Source organism: Ideonella flava (genome assembly GCF_051857595.1).
Taxonomy (GTDB): domain Bacteria; phylum Pseudomonadota; class Gammaproteobacteria; order Burkholderiales; family Burkholderiaceae_C; genus Ideonella.
The window spans coordinates 433,409-452,229 of the sequence record NZ_JBPZHD010000002.1; the positions used below are offsets into that span (position 1 = coordinate 433,409).

The following is an 18,821-nucleotide window of genomic DNA, read 5'->3' on the forward strand; positions in this document are numbered from 1 at the left end:
GCCGTCAGGCGTACTTCCGTGGCAGCACGATCCGAAAGCTCGTCCCCACGCCGATCTTGGACTCGACCTCCAGCGTGGCGTCGAGGAGCTCGCAAAGACGCTTGACGATCGACAGCCCTATGCCTTCGCCGGCGTTCTGGTGGACCGGGCGCAAGTCGCCACGCTCGAGTGGACGTGTCTCGGCGAGCCGGCCGTCCGCATGGGTGACCTCGCCCTGGGCGGCGTCCGTCGAGATCTGACGGGCCTGGTCGGTCGCCTCTTCCAGCGCGCCGGCCAGCTGCGACCCGGGGCCGGCGTGGAAGCCCGGGCCGGTGTCCTTCACCTGCACGAACCAGCGCTCCGCGTCGCCGCCGACGCTGTCGCCCCAGCTCACGGTGACGCCGCCCTGGTCGGTGTACTTGATGGCGTTGAGCACCAGGTTCTGGACGATGCGTCGCGTCTTCACCGGATCGCCTTCGACCCACAGCGCGGCCGGGCCGTCGAAACGGAGGTACAGGTCCTGCTCCTGCGCGGAGGCCTGCAGGCCCTCGCACACGTCGCGCAGGACGGCGGCCGCATCCATCTCCTCGGCGTGGCGATGCTCCTGCCCGCCTTGCAGGCGCGCGAGGCTCGTCACGTCGTTCAGCAGCAGCCGCAGGGCGGTCACGTTGCGGTCGAGCATGCGCAGGAACTTGGCCCGGGCCAGGTCGGATGCATTAGGGGACGCCAGGCCGGCGGTGGCGTTCGCGACCACGCCCAGGTTGCCCCGCAGGTCGTGCGCGGCCTGCTGCCAGAGGTGGGCGCGGTTCTGCTCCAGCTCGCGCAGCGCTTCCAGCGCGTGCTCCAGGTCCTTGATGTGGCTGTGGGCCTCGAGCTGCTGCAGGCGGAAGTACTGCGAAGTGCTGGCGCCCATGGCGGCGCCGAACTGCTGTGCCCAGATCTTCCGCGCCGAAGGCATCACGCCGGGATCGAGCCGCGGGTTCGCCAGCGCATAGGCATCGAGTTCCACCACCACGCACTCGTTGAGCTGCGACAGCTCTCGCGTGACTTCCGCCAGGTCGAAGCCCTGCTGCCATCGGTGCAGGCCGTGGGCGGCGGCGTCCCCCTTCTGCACCTTGCGCGCGTCCTTGGCGTCGGCCGTCCTGGCGTCCGCCGCCTGGCCGGAACTCGCGGCGGTCAGCCTCTGTTCGAAGTCGACGAGCAGGGCCGGGATGTGGTCGTGAAGCTGGGCGCGGGGAAGAGACGCACCGGAGGTGAGGGTGGGATCGGCGGTCACCGCCTTGCGCCAGGCCTGCAGGATGGCCCCGCGGCGCTGCGAAATGTGGGTGGCCAAGGCCGCAAGTTCAGTCTCCCGCGATGGCATTGCGGCGCGCTCCTGTCACCAGCCGGGACGGCTGCCCGACGATTGTCGTGTGCGAACGGCCGTCGATCGCCCCGGCCACCATGACGATGGCAAGGGCAACAGCAGCCGGGCGCCTTTCCATGCCCGTCAGACCCCCTGCGCGGTCAGCCACAGCCTCAGGTCGAACTCCAGCTGGTGGTATTCGGGCTCCATGTGGGCACACAGGGCGTAGAAGGCCTTGTCGTGCGCCGGCTGCTTCAGGTGCGCCAGCTCGTGCACCACGATGGCCCTGAGGAATTCCGGCGGCGACTGCCGGAACAGCCCGGCGATGCGGATCTCGCGCTTGGCCTTGAGCTGGCCGCCCTGCACGCGCGAGATCTGGGTGTGCGTGCCCAGGGCGTTGTGCAGCACGTGCAGGCGGTTGTCGTAGACGACCTTGGACAGCGGCCCGGCGTTGCGCATGTGGCGGCTCTTGAGCTCGGCGACGTAGTCGTAGAGCGCACCGTCGGTGCGGACGTCGTGGGTGTCGGGATAACGCTGGCCGATGTGCTCGGCCAGGCGGCCTTCGGCGACGAGCCGACGGACCTGCTCGATCAACTCGGGCGGATAGCCGGCCAGGTAGGGCAGCCGTGGATTCGTCATCGAGGGATTGTCCGCCTCGGATCGGTGGCCCTCGGCCAGGCGCGGCGCGTAGACTTTCCACGGTCATCCCGCGGAAGGAGACGCCATGGCCCACGGTCTTCTGCGTGCGTTGTCGGCGGCATGGGCGCTGATGGCCGGCTGCCCGGTTTGGGCCGCAACGCCTTTGGCCGGCGTGCCAACCGGCACGGTGCTCTGGTTCCAGAACGACGACGACACCGGGATCGGCATCACGTCGCAGAACTTCGAGCCGCAGTTCGATGCCTACGACGACGAGGCGGCCGACGATTTCGTGGTGCCGCCAGGCGAGGTCTGGGTCGTCAGGAAGGTCCAGGTGACGGGCACCTACTTCGCCGGCATGGGGCCGGCGGTGTCCGAGAACCTGGTCTTCTACCGCAGCGAGGGTGGGGCGCCCGGCCGCGTCGTCAAGGCCTACACCGCCTTGCCCGGAAAGGACGAGACGGGTTGGGGCTGGTTCGTCATCGTCTTGCCCGAACCCCTGAAGTTGAAGCCGGGCCGGTACTGGCTCTCGGTGCAGGTCAACATGGATTTCGAGTCGTCGGGCCAATGGGGCTGGGAGTCGACCGGCACCCTGCGGGGCAAGGCGGCGATGTGGCGCAATCCGGGCGATGGCTTCGAGACCGGCTGCGTCGCCTTCCGGCCCGAGCGGGACTGCGTTCCCGTGGGTCAGGGGCCCGACCACATGTTCGCCCTCATCGGGACGCGCAAGGCACGGCCGTAGCTCAGAGCTTTGGCGCCTCACGCAGGTCGTACTCGCGCAGCATCACCGGCTCCAGCGATCCGGCCGCCACCCGGCGCCGAACGGCATCGTGGATGTCGTCCTGGAAGCTGCTGTAGGTGTGCAGGGGGTCTTCGTCGATCGCATTCGGCCGGAAGCGATGGTGCAGCGCGCGGCAGCTGATCATGGCGCCCACCCACTGCGTGCCGACGAGCACCCAGAAGCGCACGCTCTGCGACTCGGCGTGCAGATAGGGCGGGTCGATCACGGAAGAGCCCGGACCGGGGCTCTGCTCGTCGACGGCGGCGGGCCCCGCGCTGCTGACCCCGGCATCGGCCTTTTCCGGCGAGTCGATCATGGCAGCGGCCGCTCGGCGGCCAGGTGGTTCATGAACTTGTCGAGCTGCAGGGTCAGGGCCTCGACCAGGAAGTAGGCCTCGAGATACTTCTCTTCCGGCCCGGCGACGCGCCAGGCGTCGCAGTCGGTCTGCACCTTGTCGATGCGGGCCTTGAGGGCTTCGATGTCTTGTTCGATCGTCATGGGGGAGGTCGCGCCGGACCAGGCCTGCACGAGCATTTGGGACGAAAGCTTGCGCTGGGCGCTCTGCAGGCGAGCGGGACTGCGAACGGGGTGCTTTCGGGCCATCGATCGACAGCCTGGGCTTCGGCCGCGCCGTGGTCTGTGCGCCAGCGCACAGAAAAACGCAAGGGCCTGCGGTCAGCTGGCCGCCAGGCGGGGCAGCAAGCGGGCGTATTCCTTGCGGACCACGTCGTAGCACTCGCAGGTCCGGCCTTCCAGGCCGGCCCGGTCCAGCACCTGGATGTGCCCTCGCGCATAGCGGATCAGGCCGAGCTTCTGCAGCTTCAATGCCGCCTCGGTCACGCCTTCGCGGCGCACGCCCAGCATGTTGGCGATCAACTCCTGCGTCATCACCAGCTCGGTGCCTTCGAGCCTGTCCAGGCTCAGCAGCAGCCAGCGGCACAGCTGCTGGTCCAGCGAATGGTGGCGGTTGCAGACGGCCGTTTGGGCCATCTGCGTGATCAGGGCCTGCGTGTAGCGCAGCAGCAGGTGCATCACGGGGCCGGCGCGGTTGAACTCCTCTTTCATCGAGGCCGCCTTCAGCCGGAATCCTTCACCGGCGCTCTGGACGACCGCGCGGCTGGGCGTCGATTCGCCTCCCATGAAGAGGGAGATGCCGACGATGCCCTCGTTGCCGACCACCGCGATCTCCGCCGACGAACCGTCCTCCATCACGTACAGCAGCGAGACGATGGCGGTGGTCGGGAAGTAGACGTGGTTCAACGGCCGGCCGGATTCGTACATCACCCGGCCGAGCGGCAGGTCCGCCCACTCCAGTTGGGGCTGCCAGCGTTTCCATTCGGCTTCGGGCAATGCCGCCAGCAACTGGTTCCGCCGCGGATCGGTCGTTGCGTTCATGAAGATCCTGATCGGTGGGAGCAGCGATCGGTGCGACGAGTGGTTGCAACCACCGGCACGCGCGTCGATCCGGGCGTTCAGCGTACTCCATCTGTGCGCCCACGGACAGACCGGCAGCCGTCACGACGCGCCCAGGCACGCCTTCGAGGTTGTGGTGGACCCCCTCCGTGCCGGTCTGTGCGCCGGCGCACCGAACACCCGAGTGTGACGGGGCACGATGCACCTGGAGTCGTGACCGGTATCCCCTCCGGGTCGATCTCCACCCCCGAACCCCCGCCGGGGAGCCTCGGGGTGTCTCGAAGCAAGCGCAGGACCATCATGTTCGCCCAGATCCCATTGCGAAGTCAGTCCACGTCCGATCCGTCGGACCAGTGGCACTACACGACCGTCCCCGAGGCCAGCCCGGGCTGGACTGTGCCGGGCACCTGGCGTCTGGCGCCAGGGGCCGTAGCTCAACTGGTGGCGGCTGTCGCACGAAGAGAGCCGGTTCTGAGCGTCGAGCGCGTCGACGAAGACGCCGGTCCGCTGAGCCGGCTCGAGCAACTGGAATTGATCCGGTCGTCACGCGCCCAGAAGGAGTTCCTGGCGATGCTGTCCCACGAGCTCCGCAATCCCTTGCAAGCCCTCTCCTCCGCGGCGGCGCTGCTGGCGTTGACCTGTGCGCAACGGACAGTCACCGAGCGGATGGCGGTCTCGATCATCCGGCGACAGGTGGACCAGGTCGCGCGGCTGGTCGACGATTTGCTTGACGTGTCCCGCGTGGGCGTGGCCAAGCTGCGCCTGCACGTGAAGGCGACGCGCATCGACGAGGTTCTCGACGCGGCCGTGTGCGCCAACCAGGTCCTGATCGACACCAAGCTCCTGCAGCTGCGCTTCACCGGGCTGCCCGGCGCGGTCTGGGTGCAGGGGGATCCGGTGCGCCTGACCCAGGTGTTCGGCAACCTGCTGCACAACGCCGCCAAGTTCAGCCTGCCCAATGGAGTCATCGAGATCGGCGTCCTGGCGGTCGAAGGCAGCGGCCAGGTGGCGGTCTCCATCCGTGACGAAGGCATTGGCATAGCGCCGGACCTGATCGCTTCGGTGTTCGAGCTTTATGTGCGGAAGGCACAGGCTTCGTCGTGCGACGACGGCGGCTTGGGCATAGGCCTGTCGGTGGTCCGCAGCCTGGTGGAGCTGCACGGTGGTCGGGTCTCGGTTCGCAGCGACGGCCTCGGTCGAGGCAGTGAGTTTGTCGTGAGCCTGCCGGCCACGGCCGTGAGCGAAGTCGCGCCACCGACCCAGGCTTGCTAGGGCGCGGCGGGGCGCTGATCCGGCTTCCTCGCGTGCCGCGGGCGCGGGACGAGGCCCCGCCGCCCGAGTCGGTGCGCTGGCAGACAGACGCCCGTCGATGCAGGCCTCAATGTGCGGCATCAGCAGCCCCGACCGGCATCGTCCTCGGGGTTTGCATGCCTCACGGGTGCATCGGCTGTCCATGCCCCCAAGCCACGCCTCGTGGCCGGCACCCCTTCCACACTTTCCCCTGAGGAGTCTTTGATGACCTCCCGATACCTGCTTCTGCCCGTCGCGGCAGGCGCGTTGGCGATCGCTCTCGCCGGCTGCGCATCCACCCCACCGCCCACCGTCCAGATGACCGTGGCCACCGCCTCGGTCGAAGCGGCCCATGCCGCCGGCGCCCAGGCGCTGGCACCGACCGAACTTCGCGTCGCCAGCGAAAAGCTGGCCACCGCCCGCAAGGCCCTGGCCGACAAGGATTACGACGCGGCCCGGCGGCTTTCCGAGCAGGCCGACACGGATGCCCAGTTCGCCCTGGCCAAGACCCAGGCGATCAGGGCGCGCAGCGCCGCCGATGCGGCCCGCCTCGACGCACGCGCCTCGCGTGAAGAACTCGACAACAAGGCCGCTCGCCCGGCCGCCGGAGGTCCCCAATGAACACCTCGATGAAGTCCCGCTCCGCGCCTGCTCTGCTGGCAGTCGCCGCTGCGCTGGCCCTCGTGGCCGCCTGCTCGACGACGGCCGAGCCGAACCGCACGCTGGACCGCGCCCATGCCGACTACCGGGCCCTGCAGGCCGACCAGCAGGCCATGCTGTTGTCACCGACCGAAATGTCGCAAGCCAGCGAGGCGCTGCGCACGGCCGATGCCGCCTGGACGCAGAGCGCGCGGTCCCCGAACGTCGAGCACCTCGCCTACCTGGCTCGACAGCGCGTGGCGATCGCCCGCGAAACCACGGCCACCCGGACCTGGGAGAAGGCCACCACCACGGCGAAGGCCGGCAGCGTGGCCGACAAGGCCCGCTCCGACGTGACGGCCGCGCGCGAGAAGACGCAGCAGAAGTCGGACCAGCTGGCCGTGGCCCAGGCCGGCGCGCAGCAGGACAGGGCGCGCTCGACCGACCTGGAGATGCAGCTCAAGGACCTGAATGCCAAGCAGACGGACCGGGGCGACATCGTCTCGCTGGGCGATCTGCTGTTCGATACGAACCGCTCCGAGATGCTCGGTGCGGGACAACGTGACCTGTCCCGCCTCGCCGCCTTCTTCAAGATGCATCCGAAGCGCACCGCGCTCATCGAGGGCTTCACCGACAGCCAGGGTGACCGCGAAGCCAATGTCGGCCTGTCGCAAAGACGCGCCCTGTCGGTGCGCGATGCGCTGGTCGAGCAAGGCGTGCCGGCCGACCGGCTGAGCGCGCGCGGCTACGGAGATGCCTACCCCGTCGCCAGCAACGCGACCTCGTCCGGCCGCCAGATGAACCGCCGGGTGGAGATCGTGCTGTCGCGCGATGACGGGCGGGTCCAGGAGCGATGAGCCGATCCGATGTCCACCCCCCACCCCATCCTCGCCCGCGAACCCGGGCCATCCCTTTCCCCCCACTCCAGGAGTTCAAAATGAACCAACGCTTCTTCAACCTGCCGGCGTGGCAACGAGCCGCCGCCATTGCCGTGTTCGCCGGCGTCTCGCTGACGAGCGTTTCGTGCGCTTCGACAGCCACCCGCGAGGGCACGGGCGAATACGTCGACGACAGCGTCGTCACCACCCGCGTCAAGGCCGCGATCCTGGCCGACTCCTCGCTCAAGTCGACGGAGATCAACGTCGAGACCTTCAAGGGCCGGGTACAGCTGAGCGGATTCGTCAATTCGCGGACCGACATCGACCATGCCGTGAGCGTCACGCGCTCCGTCAAGGGCGTCGCTTCGGTGACCAACGACATGCGTCTGAAGTGAGGCCTGCATGTCTGACATCACTGCCCACGACGAAACGGTGCGCGAAGGCTTCACCGATGAGCTGCCCCAGGTGCGCGAGGACCTGGCTGACCTGACCAACCGTGCCAAGGAGAAGGCACGCCGTTCGCTGCTGACCGCTGACCGGTCGGTGACCGAGCATGTCTACGGCGCGATCGGCATCGCTGCGGTGCTGGGCCTGCTGGTCGGCTTCCTGACGCGCCGGCGCTGATCCCGCGATCCTGGCGTTTGCCACGGGCCGCCCTTCGCGGGGTGGCCCGTTTTTCATGGAGAGCGCCGAGTAGCGACTCCACCGCGGCCTCGGGCCGCTCGGGCGCGAAGGCGCTCCAAGGCCTGGGGCGCACTTGCGTATGGCAGCGCACCGACGACAGCTTGGCCGTGGCCCAGGATCGAACAATGACCGATACCTTGCCAACGCCCAGTTTTGCGGCCCTCGCCCAGCTCGTCGATCCCTTCGCGCTGGATGGCATGGCCCGCGACGCTGCGGACGTGGCAGCCGTGCCATCCATCGTGGACGTTGCACAGAACGGCGCGCTGCCCTCGGTTGGGTGCCGGTCCGCTGTCTTTCGCCAGGTTGCGGGCAATGTGCTGGCGCTCGGCGACATGACGTGCCACCTTCTGCGCCTGCTCGTCCAGCCGGTCCAGGGGGGAGTGCAGCAGCCGGGTCGCGATGTCTTCGGGATGGTGGCGCATGACCCGGGCCTTCAGCCGCTGTCCGCCGGTGCTGCCAGGTGATGTCGCAGGAACGATTGCAGCATTTCTCGTGAGGCATCGGGCCTGCTTGGATCGGGGCCGCCGGACGCCGCGAACAGGCCCGGATAGTCCCTCGCCAGGACGGCGGCGAACTCCGCCCCGGCAGACCGGCCGGCCACATAGATCCGGGCCGTATCGAGTTCGTGCCGGTGCGTGATCAGGCGCGTCAGCGCCGCGATCGACTCTGCATCTCCGCCGCCGGGTGGCCCGTCGGCCAGGGACGGCCCATTCCAGCAGCGCAGCCCGCCTGCCGACAGCGCTTGCTCGGGGTAGAGAACGAACACGCCTTGCTCCTCGGCGGCGACATTCATGCGGGTGGCGTCGGCGAAGCTCTCGGCATCCTGCCGGCCATCGTGGAGCATCACGACCAGGGGTGAGCGGCCGCGCGAGCGGGACGCCGGCTCGTAGAGCATGAAGCGTCTTGTCGCGTCCGTCCCGAAACGGCCTTCGCCGAAGTGCCCGACCGCGGGCGGCGCGAAGCGCTGAGCCGGCCTCATCTCTGCGGCCAGGCGTTCAAAGCGCCGGCGGTGCCAACGCGCCCGGCCTGCCCACATCCATTGCCGGGCACGATGCCTCCAGCGGGCGAGCCAGGCGATCTCTTGCATGAGACACGTTTATCGCGTCGCGACGCCAAGGTCTGTGCGATGCCGCACACACTGCGCCCGGCGACCCGGGCGAGTGGCCGAGAGCGCCATCGTGCACACCATGGCGCCCGACCCCAGCTTGATAAGGGTCAACGATAGTATTCGCGCCCCGGTCGCCGCGTTACTCTAAAAAAAACGAACAGGATCGTTTGTTAATGAACGGGCCGCGACCAGCCGCACAGGGCTGGCAGACGGCCCGCGCGGGGCCTTTCGACACTGCCACCAGGAGACAAGTCCGTGAGCAAAGTGGTTGCATACCGACCGGCGTGGAGCCGGCCGAGGTCACTCGTGGGTGCCGCCGCAGCGGTGCTGTTGGCCGGCTCGGCCGGTGCCTTCCAGATCGACGTCGGCAACCCCGAGGCGGAGCTGCGGTTCGACAACACGCTGCGCTACAACGCCGGCTGGCGGATGGAGGAGCGCGACCGCACCCTCGCCGACACCTGGGGCCTGCAAGGCGGTGAGTACAAGTTCGGCAAGGGCGACATGGTCACCAACCGGATCGACCTGCTGACCGAGCTGGACTTCGTGCTCGCCAAGCGCATGGGCTTCCGGCTTTCCGGCGCGAGCTGGTACGACGCGGCCTACGACGACAAGGTCAACGGCAATCCGGCCTACCAGGCCGCCGGCCTCGGCACCGCCTACCCGAACAACCGCTACACCGATCCCGTCAAGCGCGCCTACCTGCACTCGGGCGAGCTGCTCGACGCCTTCGTCTTCGGCCGCGTCGACCTCGGCGACATGCCGCTGGACCTCAAGGGCGGCCGCCACACCGTGATCTATGGCGAGGCGCTGTTCACGCCCATCCACGGCGCCTCCTATTCGCAGGGCCCGGTGGACTTCCGCAAGGCGCTCGCCACGCCGGGCGTTGAAGCGAAGGAGCTGTTCCTGCCGCTGAACCAGATCTCGGCCCACCTGCAGGCCAGCGAAGACCTGTCGGTCAACGCGCAGTACTTCCTGCAGTGGCGGCCCTACCGCATCTACGAGGGCGGCACCTACTTCACCTATGCCGACCCGTTCTTCCAGGCCGGCACCAACTACCTCGGCATCCCGTACGACGCCGACCTGAAGACGGGCCCGGACGCCGTGCCGGACAACGCCGGCAACTGGGGCCTGAACTTCAAGTGGTCGCCCGCCTGGCTCAACGGCACCGCCGGCCTGACGCTGCGCGAGTTCGACGACAAGGTGATGGGCGTGCTGAGCCCGGGCGGCGCCTTCGGCGAGTTGCACAACGCCTACGCCAAGGACGTGAAGCTCGTCGGCCTGAGCTACTCCACGCAGGTGGCCGGGGTGTCGATCGGCAGCGAGCTGGTCTACCGCAAGGACACCGCGCTCAACACCAGCTTCGGCTCGGCCGGACTGGCCCGCGGCGACAGCTTCCACGCGCTGGTGAACGCGCTGGCCTACATCGGCAAGACGCCGCTGTTCGATTCGTCCACGCTGCTGGCCGAGATCACCTTCAGCAAGCTGCAGAAGGTCACCCCGGGCACGGGGGCGTACTTCAGCCACGTCGACTACAACTGCCCCGTCGGCGGCAAGGACGCGGGCTGTTCCACCAACACGGCGTGGGGCCTGGCGCTGTCGGCCACGCCGACCTGGTACCAGGTCTTCCCGAGCGTGGACCTGACGATGCCGATGTCGTACAGCACCGGCCTGTCCGGCAACTCCCCCGTGCCCTTCGGCGGCAACGAGGGCAGCGGCAGCTGGAGCCTCGGTATCGGAGCCGAGTACCAGGGCAAATACAAGTTCGACCTGGCCTACACCGACTACTTCGGCAGCTACACGGCCGGTCCGAATCCCTTCGCCACCGTGCCCGGCATCGGGCCGAACCAGATGGCCTATTCGAACGGCGGCAATGCCGTGCTGCACGACCGCGGCTGGTTGTCCTTCACCTTCAAGACCGCGTTCTGAGCCCCAGGAGACCAGCATGAAGCACACGCCCACGATCATCGCGGCGGCCCTGTCGTTCGCCCTGGCCGGCCCCGCCGCCGCCACCGCCACGCCGGAAGAAATCAAGACCCTCGGCACCACCCACACCCTGTGGGGAGCCGAGATGGCCGGCAACAAGGACGGCACCATCCCGGCCTACACCGGCCCCATCAAGCCGCCGGCCAGCTACGACGCCAAGAACCCGGGCGTCCGCCCCGACCCGTTCGCCGCCGAGAAGCCGCTGTTCTCGATCGACGCGAAGAACATGGCGCAGTACGCCGACAAGCTCAGCCCGGGCATCCAGGCGGTGCTGAAGAAGTACGCCACCTATCGCCTCGATGTCTACCCCAGCCACCGCACGGCGAGCTACCCGAAGTTCTTCACCGACAACACGCTGAAGAACGCCACTGGCGGCTGCAAGACCGTCAACGACGGCCTGCAGATCGCCGGCTGCCATGGCGGCATGCCTTTTCCCTTCCCCAAGACCGGCAACGAGGTCATGTGGAACCGGCTGCTCAAGTACGACGCGTATGCATTGATGTCCGCCAACATGACGGGCTCGGTGGTGGACACGCAGGGCAACCGCACCGTCACCGGCATGGGCACGATGTGGATCCAGTACGACATCTTCGACCCCGAGCGCACCACGCCGATCGCGGAGCAGGAGATCTACGAGCGCCTGCGCATCGACTACAACGAGCCTGCCCGCAAGGCCGGCGAGAAGCTGATCGTGCAGGACTCGGTCGACATGGTGAACGTGGGCCGCCGCGCCTGGTCGTACCTGCCCGGCATGCGCCGCGTGAAGCTCGCGCCCGACATCGCCTACGACACGCCCAGCCCCACCGGCGGCGGCGCGGGCACGGTGGATGAAGCGGCCGTCTTCTACGGCTCGCTGGACCGCTACGACTTCAAGCTCGTCGGCAAGCGCGAGCTCTACATCCCCTACAACAGCTACAAGGTGCGCGACCCCAGGCAATGCCCGAGCTCGGTGTCGATGAGCACCAGGAACCACCTGAACCCGGATTGCGTGCGCTGGGAGCTGCACCGCGTGTGGGAGGTGAAGGCCACGCTCAAGCCCGGCAAGCGCCACGTGTACCCGACGCGAACGCTGTACTGGGACGAGGACCTGCCCGGCGTCGGCATCGCCGACAACTACGACTCGACCGGACAGGTCTTCCGCGTCACCCACACGCTGCCCATCACCCTGTACGAGACGGCCGCACACTCCACCGACGAGTGGGTGACCATGGACCTGGCCACCGGCAACTACGCCCGCCAGGAGGACGTGACCGACAAGGGCGGCTGGGTCGCGATCCCGTTCAAGCCCAAGACCTTCTTCGCCTCCGAGGCGCTGGCGGGCGAGGGTGTTCGCTGACAGCGGCGAGGGCGTGGTGATGGACTTCGTTCGCTGGGCTGCGCGGGCCGGGGCTTTGGCGGTCACGCTGGTGGTGTTGCTGCTGGCGGTGTGGCCGGTGGCGGCCACCACGCCTGCCTTCACCCACCCGCAGGACCGTCCCGCCGAGCCCAGCGCGCAGGCGGCGCTGAGCCCGCTGCTGGCCGTCACGCAGGCCGGCACCCGCATAGTCGCCGTCGGCCTGCGCGGGCACATCGTGCTGTCCGATGACGGCGGCCGGAGCTGGCGCCAGGCTGCGGTGCCGGTCAGCAGCGACCTGCTGGCTGTCTCCTTCCCCACGCCCTCGCAGGGCTGGGCGGTGGGCCATGGCGGCGTGGTGCTGCACAGCGCCGATGGCGGCGCCACCTGGCAGCGCCAGCTGGGTGGCGAGGCGGCAAGCGCCGAGGGCGGGACGCCGAGCTTTCTGGACGTGCACTTCGAGAACGAGCGTACCGGCTACGTGGTGGGCACCTTCAACCGCATCCTGCGCACCGACGATGGCGGAAAGACCTGGGCGCCGTGGATGGACCGCACGGACAACCCGCAAGGGCTGCACTTCTACGCCATCCGGGGCGGCGCTGCCGGCCTGTACCTCGCCGGTGAGCAGGGCATGGTCTGGCGGCTGGACGAGGCCACGCAGCGCTTCGTCGCCATCCCCACGCCCTACAAGGGCACGCTGTTCGGCCTGGTTACCGCCGGGCGTGACGAGCTGCTCGTGTTCGGCATGCGCGGCAGCCTCTTCCGCAGTGGCGACCGGGGCAAGAGCTGGGCTCGCATCCCGACCGGCAGCTCGGCCGGCATCACCGGTGGCGCAGCGCTGCCGGACGGCCGCCTGCTGCTGGTCAACCAGGCCGGCGGGCTGGACCTGAGCGGCGACCGCGGCCAGAACTTCCATCCGGTCAAGCCCGCGCATCCGATGCCGTACTTCGGCGTCGCGGCCCTGGGCGGCGGCCGCATCGGCCTGGTCGGGGCGCAAGGCGTGCGCCTCGAAGCGCTGGGGACTGAACCATGAACCTGCACGACCTTCCGGCCGAGGGCGAAGCGGCCTTCGACGCCCGCTTCGACGCCGCCTCCGGCAACCGCCTCGAACGCCTGGTGTTCAACCACCGCTGGTGGCTGCTGCTGGCCTGTGCGTTGCTGACCGCGTTCTGCAGCTGGCAGCTGCGCGGGCTCGTCGTCGGCGCGAGCTTCGACAAGATGCTGCCGCAAGGCCAGCCCTACATCCAGAACTACCTTGCCAACCGCGGGCAGCTGCGGGGCCTGGGCGATTCGGTGCGCGTTGTCGTCGAGGCGAGGCAGGGCGACATCTTCGACCGGGCCTTCCTCGACACGCTGGCGAAGATCAACGACGAGATCTTCACCCTGCCCGGCGTCGACCGGGCGTGGATGAAATCCATCTTCACGCCGGTGGTGCGCTGGGTCGAGGTCACCGAGGACGGCTTCAGCGGCGGCCCGGTGCTGCCCAACGATTTCAACGGCTCGCCCAGGTCCATCGACGACCTGCGCATCAACATCGCCCGCGCCGGCGTGGTGGGCAGCCTGGTGGCCAACGACTACCAGTCCAGCATGATCGTCGTGCCGCTGCTGGCGGCCGATGCGCAAGGCAAGCCGGTGGACTACCGCCGCCTTTCCGAATCGCTGGAGAGCATCCGTGCCCGCTATGCCGGGGCGCCGGACGCCAAGGTGCGCGTCTACGTCATCGGCTTCGCCAAGCTCGCGGGCGACCTGATAGCCGGGCTGGAGAAGGTGATGGCCTTCTTCGGCATCGCCGCCGCGGTGGCCACGCTGGTGATCTTCGCCTTCACGCGTTGCGTGCGCAGCACGGCGCTGGTGCTGCTTTGCTCGCTGGTCGCGGTGGTGTGGCAACTGGGCATCGTCGCCACGCTGGGCCTGGGGCTGGACCCGTTCTCCATGCTCGTGCCCTTCCTCGTGTTCGCCATCGGCGTGAGCCACGGCGCGCAGAAGATGAACGGCATCATGCAGGACGTGGGCCGCGGAGCGCACAAGTGGGTGGCGGCGCGGCTGACCTTCCGCCGCCTGTTCCTGGCCGGCCTGACGGCGCTGCTGGCCGATGCGGTGGGTTTCGCGGTGCTGATGGTGATCGACATCCCGGTCATCCGCGAGCTGGCGCTGACCGCCAGCCTGGGCGTGGCGGTGCTGATCTTCACCAACCTGCTGCTGTTGCCGGTTCTGCTGTCGTACGTGGGCGTGAGCCCGGCCGCGGCGCGGCGCAGCCTCGCCCAGGAGCGCGACGAGTCCCGCGGTCGCGGCCTGGCGGCGCTGTGGCATGGCCTCGATCGCTACACCGAGCGCCGTTGGGCCACTGCCGCCATCGTGGTGGCGCTGCTGCTCGGCGCGGGCGGTTTCGCGATCAGCCAGCGCCTGCAGGTGGGCGACCTGGATGCCGGGGCGCCGGAGCTGCGGCCCGACTCGCGCTACAACCGGGACAACGCCTTCATCACCGCCCACTACGGCATCTCGAGCGACGTGTTCGCGGTGATGGTGAAGACGCCGCCGGACCAGTGCCGTTCGTTCGAGACGCTGACCGAGACGGACCGCCTGAGCTGGCGCCTGGCCCAGCTGCCCGGGGTGCAGCGCACCGCATCGCTCGCCGACACGGTGCGCGCCTACACGGCCGGCGGCTTCGAGGGCAACCCGAAGTGGATGACGATCAGCGACACCCAGGGCCTGATCGATGCGCAGGTCAGCAACGCGCTGAGCTGGAACTCCGAGTTCATCGACCCGCCGTGCTCGCTGATCCCGGTGATGGCCTATTTGGCCGACCACAGGGCCGAGACGCTGGATCGCGTCGTGCAGGCCGCCAGCGCCTTCGCGGCCGAGCACGACACGCCCGACCGCAAGTTCCTGCTCGCCGCCGGCAGCGCGGGCGTGGAGGCGGCCACCAACATCGTCGTGCGCGAGGCCAACCGCACCATGCTGCTGTACGTCTACGCCGCCGTGGTGGTGCTCTGCGCCATCACCTTCCGCAGCTGGCGGGCGGTGGTGGTGGCGGTGCTGCCGCTGGTGCTCACCTCCATCCTGGCCGAGGCGCTGATGGTGCTGCTCGGCATAGGCGTCAAGGTGGCGACGCTGCCGGTGGTGGCGCTGGGCGTGGGCATAGGCGTGGACTACGCGCTCTACCTGCTCAGCGTGCAGCTGGCGCAGCAACGCGCCGGCTGCACGCTGGCCGAGGCCTACCGCCGCGCCGTGGCCTTCACCGGCAAGGTGGTGGGGCTGGTGGGCGTGACGCTGGCGGCCGGCGTGGTCACCTGGGCCTGGTCGCCCATCAAGTTCCAGGCCGACATGGGGATCCTGCTGACCTTCATGTTCGTGTGGAACATGCTCGGCGCGCTGGTCCTCATCCCGGCGTTGTCGCACTTCCTGCTGCAAGGGCAGGGGCCGCGTGCGGCGACGCAGCCGGCCGCTGGTTGCACCACTGTCGTGCCCGCCTCGGCCACCTGACCCGAATGGACTCCACGATGAACCAGCCCCTGATCTCGCAGCTCGGCCCCGTGATGCAACTGGCCTTCGTGCCCAGGGACTTCGACGCGGCCTTGCGCCACTGGACCGAGACCATGGGCGTCGGCCCCTTCTTCAGGATGGAGCACATCCGCCTGCTCGACTGCCGCTACCGCGGCGAGCCCTGCGATGCCGATTTCTCGATCGCGCTGGCCTATTGGGGCGACGTGCAGATCGAGCTGATCGAGCAGCACAACGAGGCGCCTTCGATCTACAAGCGCTGGCGCGACGAGGGCCGCGAGGGCCTGCACCATGTCTGCATCACCGTGAGCGACCTGGCGCGGGCACGCCGGGTGTGCGCGCAGGCCGGCGCGCGAGTGGAGCAGGAGGGCCACGTGGCCGGCGGCGGCGAGGTGATCTACGTGGACACCGGTGCCGGGCCCGGCAGCCTGGTCGAGATCATCGAGCTGCCCGCGGCCACGCTGGACTTCTTCGCCGGCATGCGCGAGGCCTGCCGAGTGTGGGACGGCCGCGAGCCCGTCCGCAAGCTGGGTTGAGGGGCGCCGATGAACCCGACCGCACATCCGAAACGCATCGACTGCGTGCTGATCGCCTCCGGCAAGTACCACGACATCGACTTCGCCCGGCTCGAGCTGCTGAAGCTGCTGGGCGAGGACGAGCGCATCCGGGTGCGCGTGTTCGAGGACTACTGCCACCTTGAGGCCCTCCGCGCGGCCGACTTCCTCGTCACCTACACCTGCGACGTGGTGCCCAGCCTCGCCGAGCAGGAGGCGCTGCGGGCCTGGGTGGAGCAGGGCGGCCGCTGGTTCGCGCTGCACGGCACGAATTCCATCCTGCGCTTCCTGGACAACGGCCTGGTCGATTCGCCTGCCTGGGCGCCGCACTTCATGCAGATCCTGGGCACCCAGTTCATCGCCCACCCGCCGATCGCGCCGTACCGCGTGGAAGTGGCCGACCCGACGCACGAGCTGGTGCGAGGCATCGAGCCCTTCGAGACCACCGACGAGCTCTACCTCAGCGACACCCACGCCGACCTGCACGTGCTGCTGGACACCGAGTTCGAAGGCGACGCCACCGGCTTCGTGCGCTCGCGCTGGCGCCATGCGCGCCACCCGGTGATGTACCTGCGCGAGCTGGGCCAGGGCGCGGTGCTCTACCTCACGCTCGGCCACTGCCGCGGCCACTACGACCTGCAGCCGCTGATGGACCACTGGCCCACCGTCGACCGCTGCGCCTGGGACCTGCCCGTGTTCCATCGCCTGCTGCGGCGCGGCCTGGCCTGGGCACAGGCGTCTTCCAAGCCGGCGGGTTGATCCGCCGGCCCCTTCATTTCCCACAGGAGAGCCCCATGGACCTCGGACTACGCGGCAAGAAAGTCATCATCAACGGCGGCGGCCGCGGCATCGGCCGTGCGGCGCTGGAGCTCTACGCGGCCGAAGGCTGCGACATCGCCTTCTTCTCGCGCGATGCCAAGCGAGTGGACGAAACCATCACCACACTCTCGGCCAGCGGTGGCAAGGTCTACGGCGATGCGCTGGACATGAACGACAGCGCCGCCTACCAGGCCTGGCTGCTCAGTGCGGCCGATCGCCTAGGCGGCTGCGACGTCTTCATCCACAACGCCAGCTCGTCCGGCGCGCAAGGCACGACCGACTGGGACCTGACCTACCGACTCGACATGATGGGCGCCGTCAAGGGCTGCGAAACCCTGGAGCCCGCGCTCGAAGCCTCGGGTGGTGGTTCGGTGATCCTGATGAGCAGCACGGCGGCCGTCGAGACCTTCATCTACCCGCAGGCCTTCAACGCCATCAAGGCGGCCGTCATCACCTACGGCAAGCAGCTCTCGCAGCTGTGGGCACCGAAGAAGATCCGCGTCAACTGCATCAGCCCCGGCCCCACCGCCTACCCGGGCGGCAACTGGGAAATGATCCAGGGCGCGATGCCGGAGCTCTACTCGAAGACGCTCGGCGAGATCCCCCTGGGCCGCTTCGGCGCGCCGGCCGACATCGCGCAGGCCATGCTGTTCCTCTCCAGCCCCATGGCCTCTTACATCACCGGTGCCAACCTGGTGATCGACGGCGGCTACACCAAGCGCGTGCAGTTCTGAGGTGGGCCGTGCCATGAAGCTCTACACCTCCATCGGCCCCAACCCGCGGCTGGTGCGCATGTTCCTGGCCGAGAAGAAGGTCGAGCTGCCCGAGGTGCAGGTCGACATCCTCGCCGGCGAGAACCGGCGCGAGCCCTACCTGGGCCTGAACCCGGCCGGCGGCACGCCGCTGCTGATCCTGGAGACCGGCCAGGCGCTCGCCGAGACCACCGCCATCTGCGAGTACATCGAAGAGCTGCAACCCGGCCCGCCGCTGATCGGCGCCACGCCCGAGGCGCGTGCGCTCACCCGCATGTGGACGCGCCGCGTCGACCTGTTCATCGTCCAGCCCCTGACCCACGGCTTTCGCGGCGCCGAGGGCCTGGGCCTGTTCAAGGATCGCGTGCACTGCCTGCCCCAGGCTGCCGACGACCTCAAGGCCACCGCCCGCGAGGGCTTCGCCTGGCTGGACAAGCAGATGGCCGATGGTCGACCCTTCATTGCCGGCCTGGCGCTGACGCTGGCTGACTTGATGCTCTACAGCTTCGTGGAATTCGGTGCTCTCGTCGGACAGGGCCTGGACCCGGCGCTGCAGCACCTGGCCGCGTGGCATCAGCGCATGGCCGAGCGGCCCAGCGCACAGGCGACTGCATGATCTGGAGCGACGAACTGCTGCTCGGCCACCCGGCCATGGACGCCGAGCATCGCGAGCTGGTCGCGCTGATCGGTGCCTTGATGAGCTCCAGCGATGCGGCGCTGGGTGACCGGCTGCAGGCCTTCGTCGCGCACGCGAGTTCGCACTTCGCCGACGAGGACAGTCAGATGGCCGAGAGCGACTTCCCCGCCGCCGGCTGCCATGCGGACGAGCACGCCAAGGTGGTCGCGTCGGCGCGCGAAGTCATCGCGATGGTGGAACAGGGCGACGTGGCCATCGGCCGGCGCTTTGCGCAGGAGCTGGCGCGCTGGTTCCCCGGGCATGTGGCGCATCTGGATTCGGCGCTGGCGCATTGGCTGGTCAAGCGGCGGCATGGGGGTGCGCCGGTGGTGCTGCGACGGCATGTTTGCGCTGACCATGGGTAGTCAGCCGCCCGCCCAGGACCAGCTTCTTCATCGTGCCCGAGACCGTGCCCACGCGTGGCGACACGATCTCGGCAGAGGCCTGGAT

General features: G+C 68.8%; 22 protein-coding genes. 16 read left to right on the forward strand and 6 right to left on the reverse strand.

Going from position 1 to position 18,821, the window contains the following annotated elements:
• Positions 1-4: 4 nt before the first annotated feature.
• Positions 5-1,312, reverse strand: a complete 1,308-nt coding sequence (locus ACS5PM_RS05680) for an ATP-binding protein (protein WP_439386383.1) — start codon at positions 1,310-1,312, stop codon at positions 5-7.
• A gap of 156 nt (positions 1,313-1,468) precedes the next feature.
• Positions 1,469-1,963, reverse strand: a complete 495-nt coding sequence (locus ACS5PM_RS05685; RefSeq protein WP_439386386.1) for a M48 metallopeptidase family protein — start codon at positions 1,961-1,963, stop codon at positions 1,469-1,471.
• Between the two features lie 85 nt (positions 1,964-2,048).
• On the opposite strand from ACS5PM_RS05685, the gene ACS5PM_RS05690 reads away from it, so the two are divergent.
• Entirely contained in the window at positions 2,049-2,702 is a 654-nt protein-coding gene (locus ACS5PM_RS05690) for a hypothetical protein (protein ID WP_439386388.1), read from the forward strand.
• A gap of 1 nt (position 2,703) precedes the next feature.
• Here the strand turns inward: ACS5PM_RS05690 and ACS5PM_RS05695 are convergent, their stop codons facing one another.
• The 3 genes from ACS5PM_RS05695 to ACS5PM_RS05705 all read right to left on the reverse strand — a co-directional run bounded on the left by ACS5PM_RS05695 (position 2,704) and on the right by ACS5PM_RS05705 (position 4,136).
• Positions 2,704-3,057: a DUF1488 family protein gene (locus ACS5PM_RS05695; protein ID WP_439386390.1), complete on the reverse strand. Its 354-nt coding sequence runs from the start codon at positions 3,055-3,057 to the stop codon at positions 2,704-2,706.
• Positions 3,054-3,239 carry a hypothetical protein gene (locus ACS5PM_RS05700; protein WP_439386393.1) on the reverse strand — a complete coding sequence of 62 codons (186 nt, stop codon included), beginning with the start codon at positions 3,237-3,239 and terminating at the stop codon, positions 3,054-3,056. The genes ACS5PM_RS05695 and ACS5PM_RS05700 overlap by 4 nt, the downstream gene beginning before the upstream one ends.
• A 177-nt stretch (positions 3,240-3,416) precedes the next feature.
• Positions 3,417-4,136, reverse strand: coding sequence for a Crp/Fnr family transcriptional regulator (locus ACS5PM_RS05705; protein WP_439386395.1), 720 nt, complete (start codon positions 4,134-4,136; stop codon positions 3,417-3,419).
• A gap of 318 nt (positions 4,137-4,454) precedes the next feature.
• On the opposite strand from ACS5PM_RS05705, the gene ACS5PM_RS05710 reads away from it, so the two are divergent.
• From ACS5PM_RS05710 to ACS5PM_RS05735, 6 genes are all read left to right on the forward strand, one after another.
• Positions 4,455-5,426 carry a sensor histidine kinase gene (locus ACS5PM_RS05710; protein ID WP_439386397.1) on the forward strand — a complete coding sequence of 324 codons (972 nt, stop codon included), beginning with the start codon at positions 4,455-4,457 and terminating at the stop codon, positions 5,424-5,426.
• 243 nt (positions 5,427-5,669) lie between these two features.
• Positions 5,670-6,065: a DUF4398 domain-containing protein gene (locus ACS5PM_RS05715; RefSeq protein ID WP_439386399.1), complete on the forward strand. Its 396-nt coding sequence runs from the start codon at positions 5,670-5,672 to the stop codon at positions 6,063-6,065.
• Complete coding sequence (locus ACS5PM_RS05720; RefSeq protein WP_439386401.1) at positions 6,062-6,940, forward strand: OmpA family protein; 879 nt, start codon at positions 6,062-6,064, stop codon at positions 6,938-6,940. Before ACS5PM_RS05715 ends, ACS5PM_RS05720 begins: the two co-directional genes overlap by 4 nt.
• Before the next feature lie 80 nt (positions 6,941-7,020).
• Positions 7,021-7,356 (forward strand): BON domain-containing protein, encoded by a 336-nt coding sequence (locus ACS5PM_RS05725; protein WP_439386403.1) that lies wholly within the window; start codon positions 7,021-7,023, stop codon positions 7,354-7,356.
• 7 nt (positions 7,357-7,363) lie between these two features.
• Entirely contained in the window at positions 7,364-7,585 is a 222-nt protein-coding gene (locus ACS5PM_RS05730) for a glycine zipper domain-containing protein (protein ID WP_439386405.1), read from the forward strand.
• Positions 7,586-7,770: 185 nt separating this feature from the next.
• Positions 7,771-8,109: a hypothetical protein gene (locus ACS5PM_RS05735; RefSeq protein WP_439386407.1), complete on the forward strand. Its 339-nt coding sequence runs from the start codon at positions 7,771-7,773 to the stop codon at positions 8,107-8,109.
• Here the strand turns inward: ACS5PM_RS05735 and ACS5PM_RS05740 are convergent.
• Positions 8,079-8,540: a CE1 family esterase gene (locus ACS5PM_RS05740; protein ID WP_439386409.1), complete on the reverse strand. Its 462-nt coding sequence runs from the start codon at positions 8,538-8,540 to the stop codon at positions 8,079-8,081. The two genes, ACS5PM_RS05735 and ACS5PM_RS05740, sit on opposite strands and share 31 nt — an antisense overlap.
• A gap of 519 nt (positions 8,541-9,059) precedes the next feature.
• Here ACS5PM_RS05740 and ACS5PM_RS05745 point away from each other — a divergent pair.
• The 9 genes from ACS5PM_RS05745 to ACS5PM_RS05785 are packed head-to-tail and all read left to right on the forward strand — an operon-like array spanning position 9,060 to position 18,736.
• On the forward strand, positions 9,060-10,679 hold the full coding sequence (locus ACS5PM_RS05745; RefSeq protein ID WP_439386411.1) for a DUF1302 domain-containing protein: 1,620 nt from the start codon (positions 9,060-9,062) through the stop codon (positions 10,677-10,679).
• Between the two features lie 16 nt (positions 10,680-10,695).
• Entirely contained in the window at positions 10,696-12,072 is a 1,377-nt protein-coding gene (locus ACS5PM_RS05750; protein ID WP_439386413.1) for a DUF1329 domain-containing protein, read from the forward strand.
• The gene (locus tag ACS5PM_RS05755; protein ID WP_439386415.1) at positions 12,062-13,102 is read left to right on the forward strand and encodes a WD40/YVTN/BNR-like repeat-containing protein; all 1,041 of its coding nucleotides are present in this window, start codon (positions 12,062-12,064) and stop codon (positions 13,100-13,102) included. Before ACS5PM_RS05750 ends, ACS5PM_RS05755 begins: the two co-directional genes overlap by 11 nt.
• The gene (locus tag ACS5PM_RS05760; protein WP_439386417.1) at positions 13,099-15,552 is read left to right on the forward strand and encodes an efflux RND transporter permease subunit; all 2,454 of its coding nucleotides are present in this window, start codon (positions 13,099-13,101) and stop codon (positions 15,550-15,552) included. Before ACS5PM_RS05755 ends, ACS5PM_RS05760 begins: the two co-directional genes overlap by 4 nt.
• A gap of 17 nt (positions 15,553-15,569) precedes the next feature.
• A complete protein-coding gene (locus ACS5PM_RS05765; RefSeq protein ID WP_439386419.1) occupies positions 15,570-16,106 on the forward strand; it encodes a VOC family protein in 537 nt (178 codons plus the stop codon).
• Between the two features lie 9 nt (positions 16,107-16,115).
• Positions 16,116-16,883, forward strand: coding sequence for a ThuA domain-containing protein (locus ACS5PM_RS05770; RefSeq protein WP_439386421.1), 768 nt, complete (start codon positions 16,116-16,118; stop codon positions 16,881-16,883).
• Between the two features lie 35 nt (positions 16,884-16,918).
• Entirely contained in the window at positions 16,919-17,677 is a 759-nt protein-coding gene (locus ACS5PM_RS05775) for an SDR family NAD(P)-dependent oxidoreductase (RefSeq protein ID WP_439386424.1), read from the forward strand.
• A gap of 13 nt (positions 17,678-17,690) precedes the next feature.
• Complete coding sequence (locus tag ACS5PM_RS05780; RefSeq protein WP_439386426.1) at positions 17,691-18,311, forward strand: glutathione S-transferase family protein; 621 nt, start codon at positions 17,691-17,693, stop codon at positions 18,309-18,311.
• Positions 18,308-18,736 carry a bacteriohemerythrin gene (locus ACS5PM_RS05785; RefSeq protein ID WP_439386428.1) on the forward strand — a complete coding sequence of 143 codons (429 nt, stop codon included), beginning with the start codon at positions 18,308-18,310 and terminating at the stop codon, positions 18,734-18,736. Before ACS5PM_RS05780 ends, ACS5PM_RS05785 begins: the two co-directional genes overlap by 4 nt.
• Positions 18,737-18,821: the final 85 nt, after the last annotated feature.

What these genes read in the sequence shown, in the direction of transcription:
- ACS5PM_RS05705 (WP_439386395.1), bottom strand. Translation starts at nt 4,136, where the DNA reads ATGAACGCAACGACCGATCCGCGGCGGAACCAGTTGCTGGCGGCATTG.
- ACS5PM_RS05715 (WP_439386399.1), top strand. Translation starts at nt 5,670, where the DNA reads ATGACCTCCCGATACCTGCTTCTGCCCGTCGCGGCAGGCGCGTTGGCG.
- ACS5PM_RS05695 (WP_439386390.1), bottom strand. Translation starts at nt 3,057, where the DNA reads ATGATCGACTCGCCGGAAAAGGCCGATGCCGGGGTCAGCAGCGCGGGG.
- ACS5PM_RS05735 (WP_439386407.1), top strand. Translation starts at nt 7,771, where the DNA reads ATGACCGATACCTTGCCAACGCCCAGTTTTGCGGCCCTCGCCCAGCTC.
- ACS5PM_RS05710 (WP_439386397.1), top strand. Translation starts at nt 4,455, where the DNA reads ATGTTCGCCCAGATCCCATTGCGAAGTCAGTCCACGTCCGATCCGTCG.
- ACS5PM_RS05740 (WP_439386409.1), bottom strand. Translation starts at nt 8,540, where the DNA reads ATGCTCTACGAGCCGGCGTCCCGCTCGCGCGGCCGCTCACCCCTGGTC.
- ACS5PM_RS05700 (WP_439386393.1), bottom strand. Translation starts at nt 3,239, where the DNA reads ATGACGATCGAACAAGACATCGAAGCCCTCAAGGCCCGCATCGACAAG.
- ACS5PM_RS05775 (WP_439386424.1), top strand. Translation starts at nt 16,919, where the DNA reads ATGGACCTCGGACTACGCGGCAAGAAAGTCATCATCAACGGCGGCGGC.
- ACS5PM_RS05785 (WP_439386428.1), top strand. Translation starts at nt 18,308, where the DNA reads ATGATCTGGAGCGACGAACTGCTGCTCGGCCACCCGGCCATGGACGCC.
- ACS5PM_RS05730 (WP_439386405.1), top strand. Translation starts at nt 7,364, where the DNA reads ATGTCTGACATCACTGCCCACGACGAAACGGTGCGCGAAGGCTTCACC.
- ACS5PM_RS05685 (WP_439386386.1), bottom strand. Translation starts at nt 1,963, where the DNA reads ATGACGAATCCACGGCTGCCCTACCTGGCCGGCTATCCGCCCGAGTTG.
- ACS5PM_RS05750 (WP_439386413.1), top strand. Translation starts at nt 10,696, where the DNA reads ATGAAGCACACGCCCACGATCATCGCGGCGGCCCTGTCGTTCGCCCTG.
- ACS5PM_RS05760 (WP_439386417.1), top strand. Translation starts at nt 13,099, where the DNA reads ATGAACCTGCACGACCTTCCGGCCGAGGGCGAAGCGGCCTTCGACGCC.
- ACS5PM_RS05765 (WP_439386419.1), top strand. Translation starts at nt 15,570, where the DNA reads ATGAACCAGCCCCTGATCTCGCAGCTCGGCCCCGTGATGCAACTGGCC.
- ACS5PM_RS05720 (WP_439386401.1), top strand. Translation starts at nt 6,062, where the DNA reads ATGAACACCTCGATGAAGTCCCGCTCCGCGCCTGCTCTGCTGGCAGTC.
- ACS5PM_RS05725 (WP_439386403.1), top strand. Translation starts at nt 7,021, where the DNA reads ATGAACCAACGCTTCTTCAACCTGCCGGCGTGGCAACGAGCCGCCGCC.
- ACS5PM_RS05690 (WP_439386388.1), top strand. Translation starts at nt 2,049, where the DNA reads ATGGCCCACGGTCTTCTGCGTGCGTTGTCGGCGGCATGGGCGCTGATG.
- ACS5PM_RS05770 (WP_439386421.1), top strand. Translation starts at nt 16,116, where the DNA reads ATGAACCCGACCGCACATCCGAAACGCATCGACTGCGTGCTGATCGCC.
- ACS5PM_RS05780 (WP_439386426.1), top strand. Translation starts at nt 17,691, where the DNA reads ATGAAGCTCTACACCTCCATCGGCCCCAACCCGCGGCTGGTGCGCATG.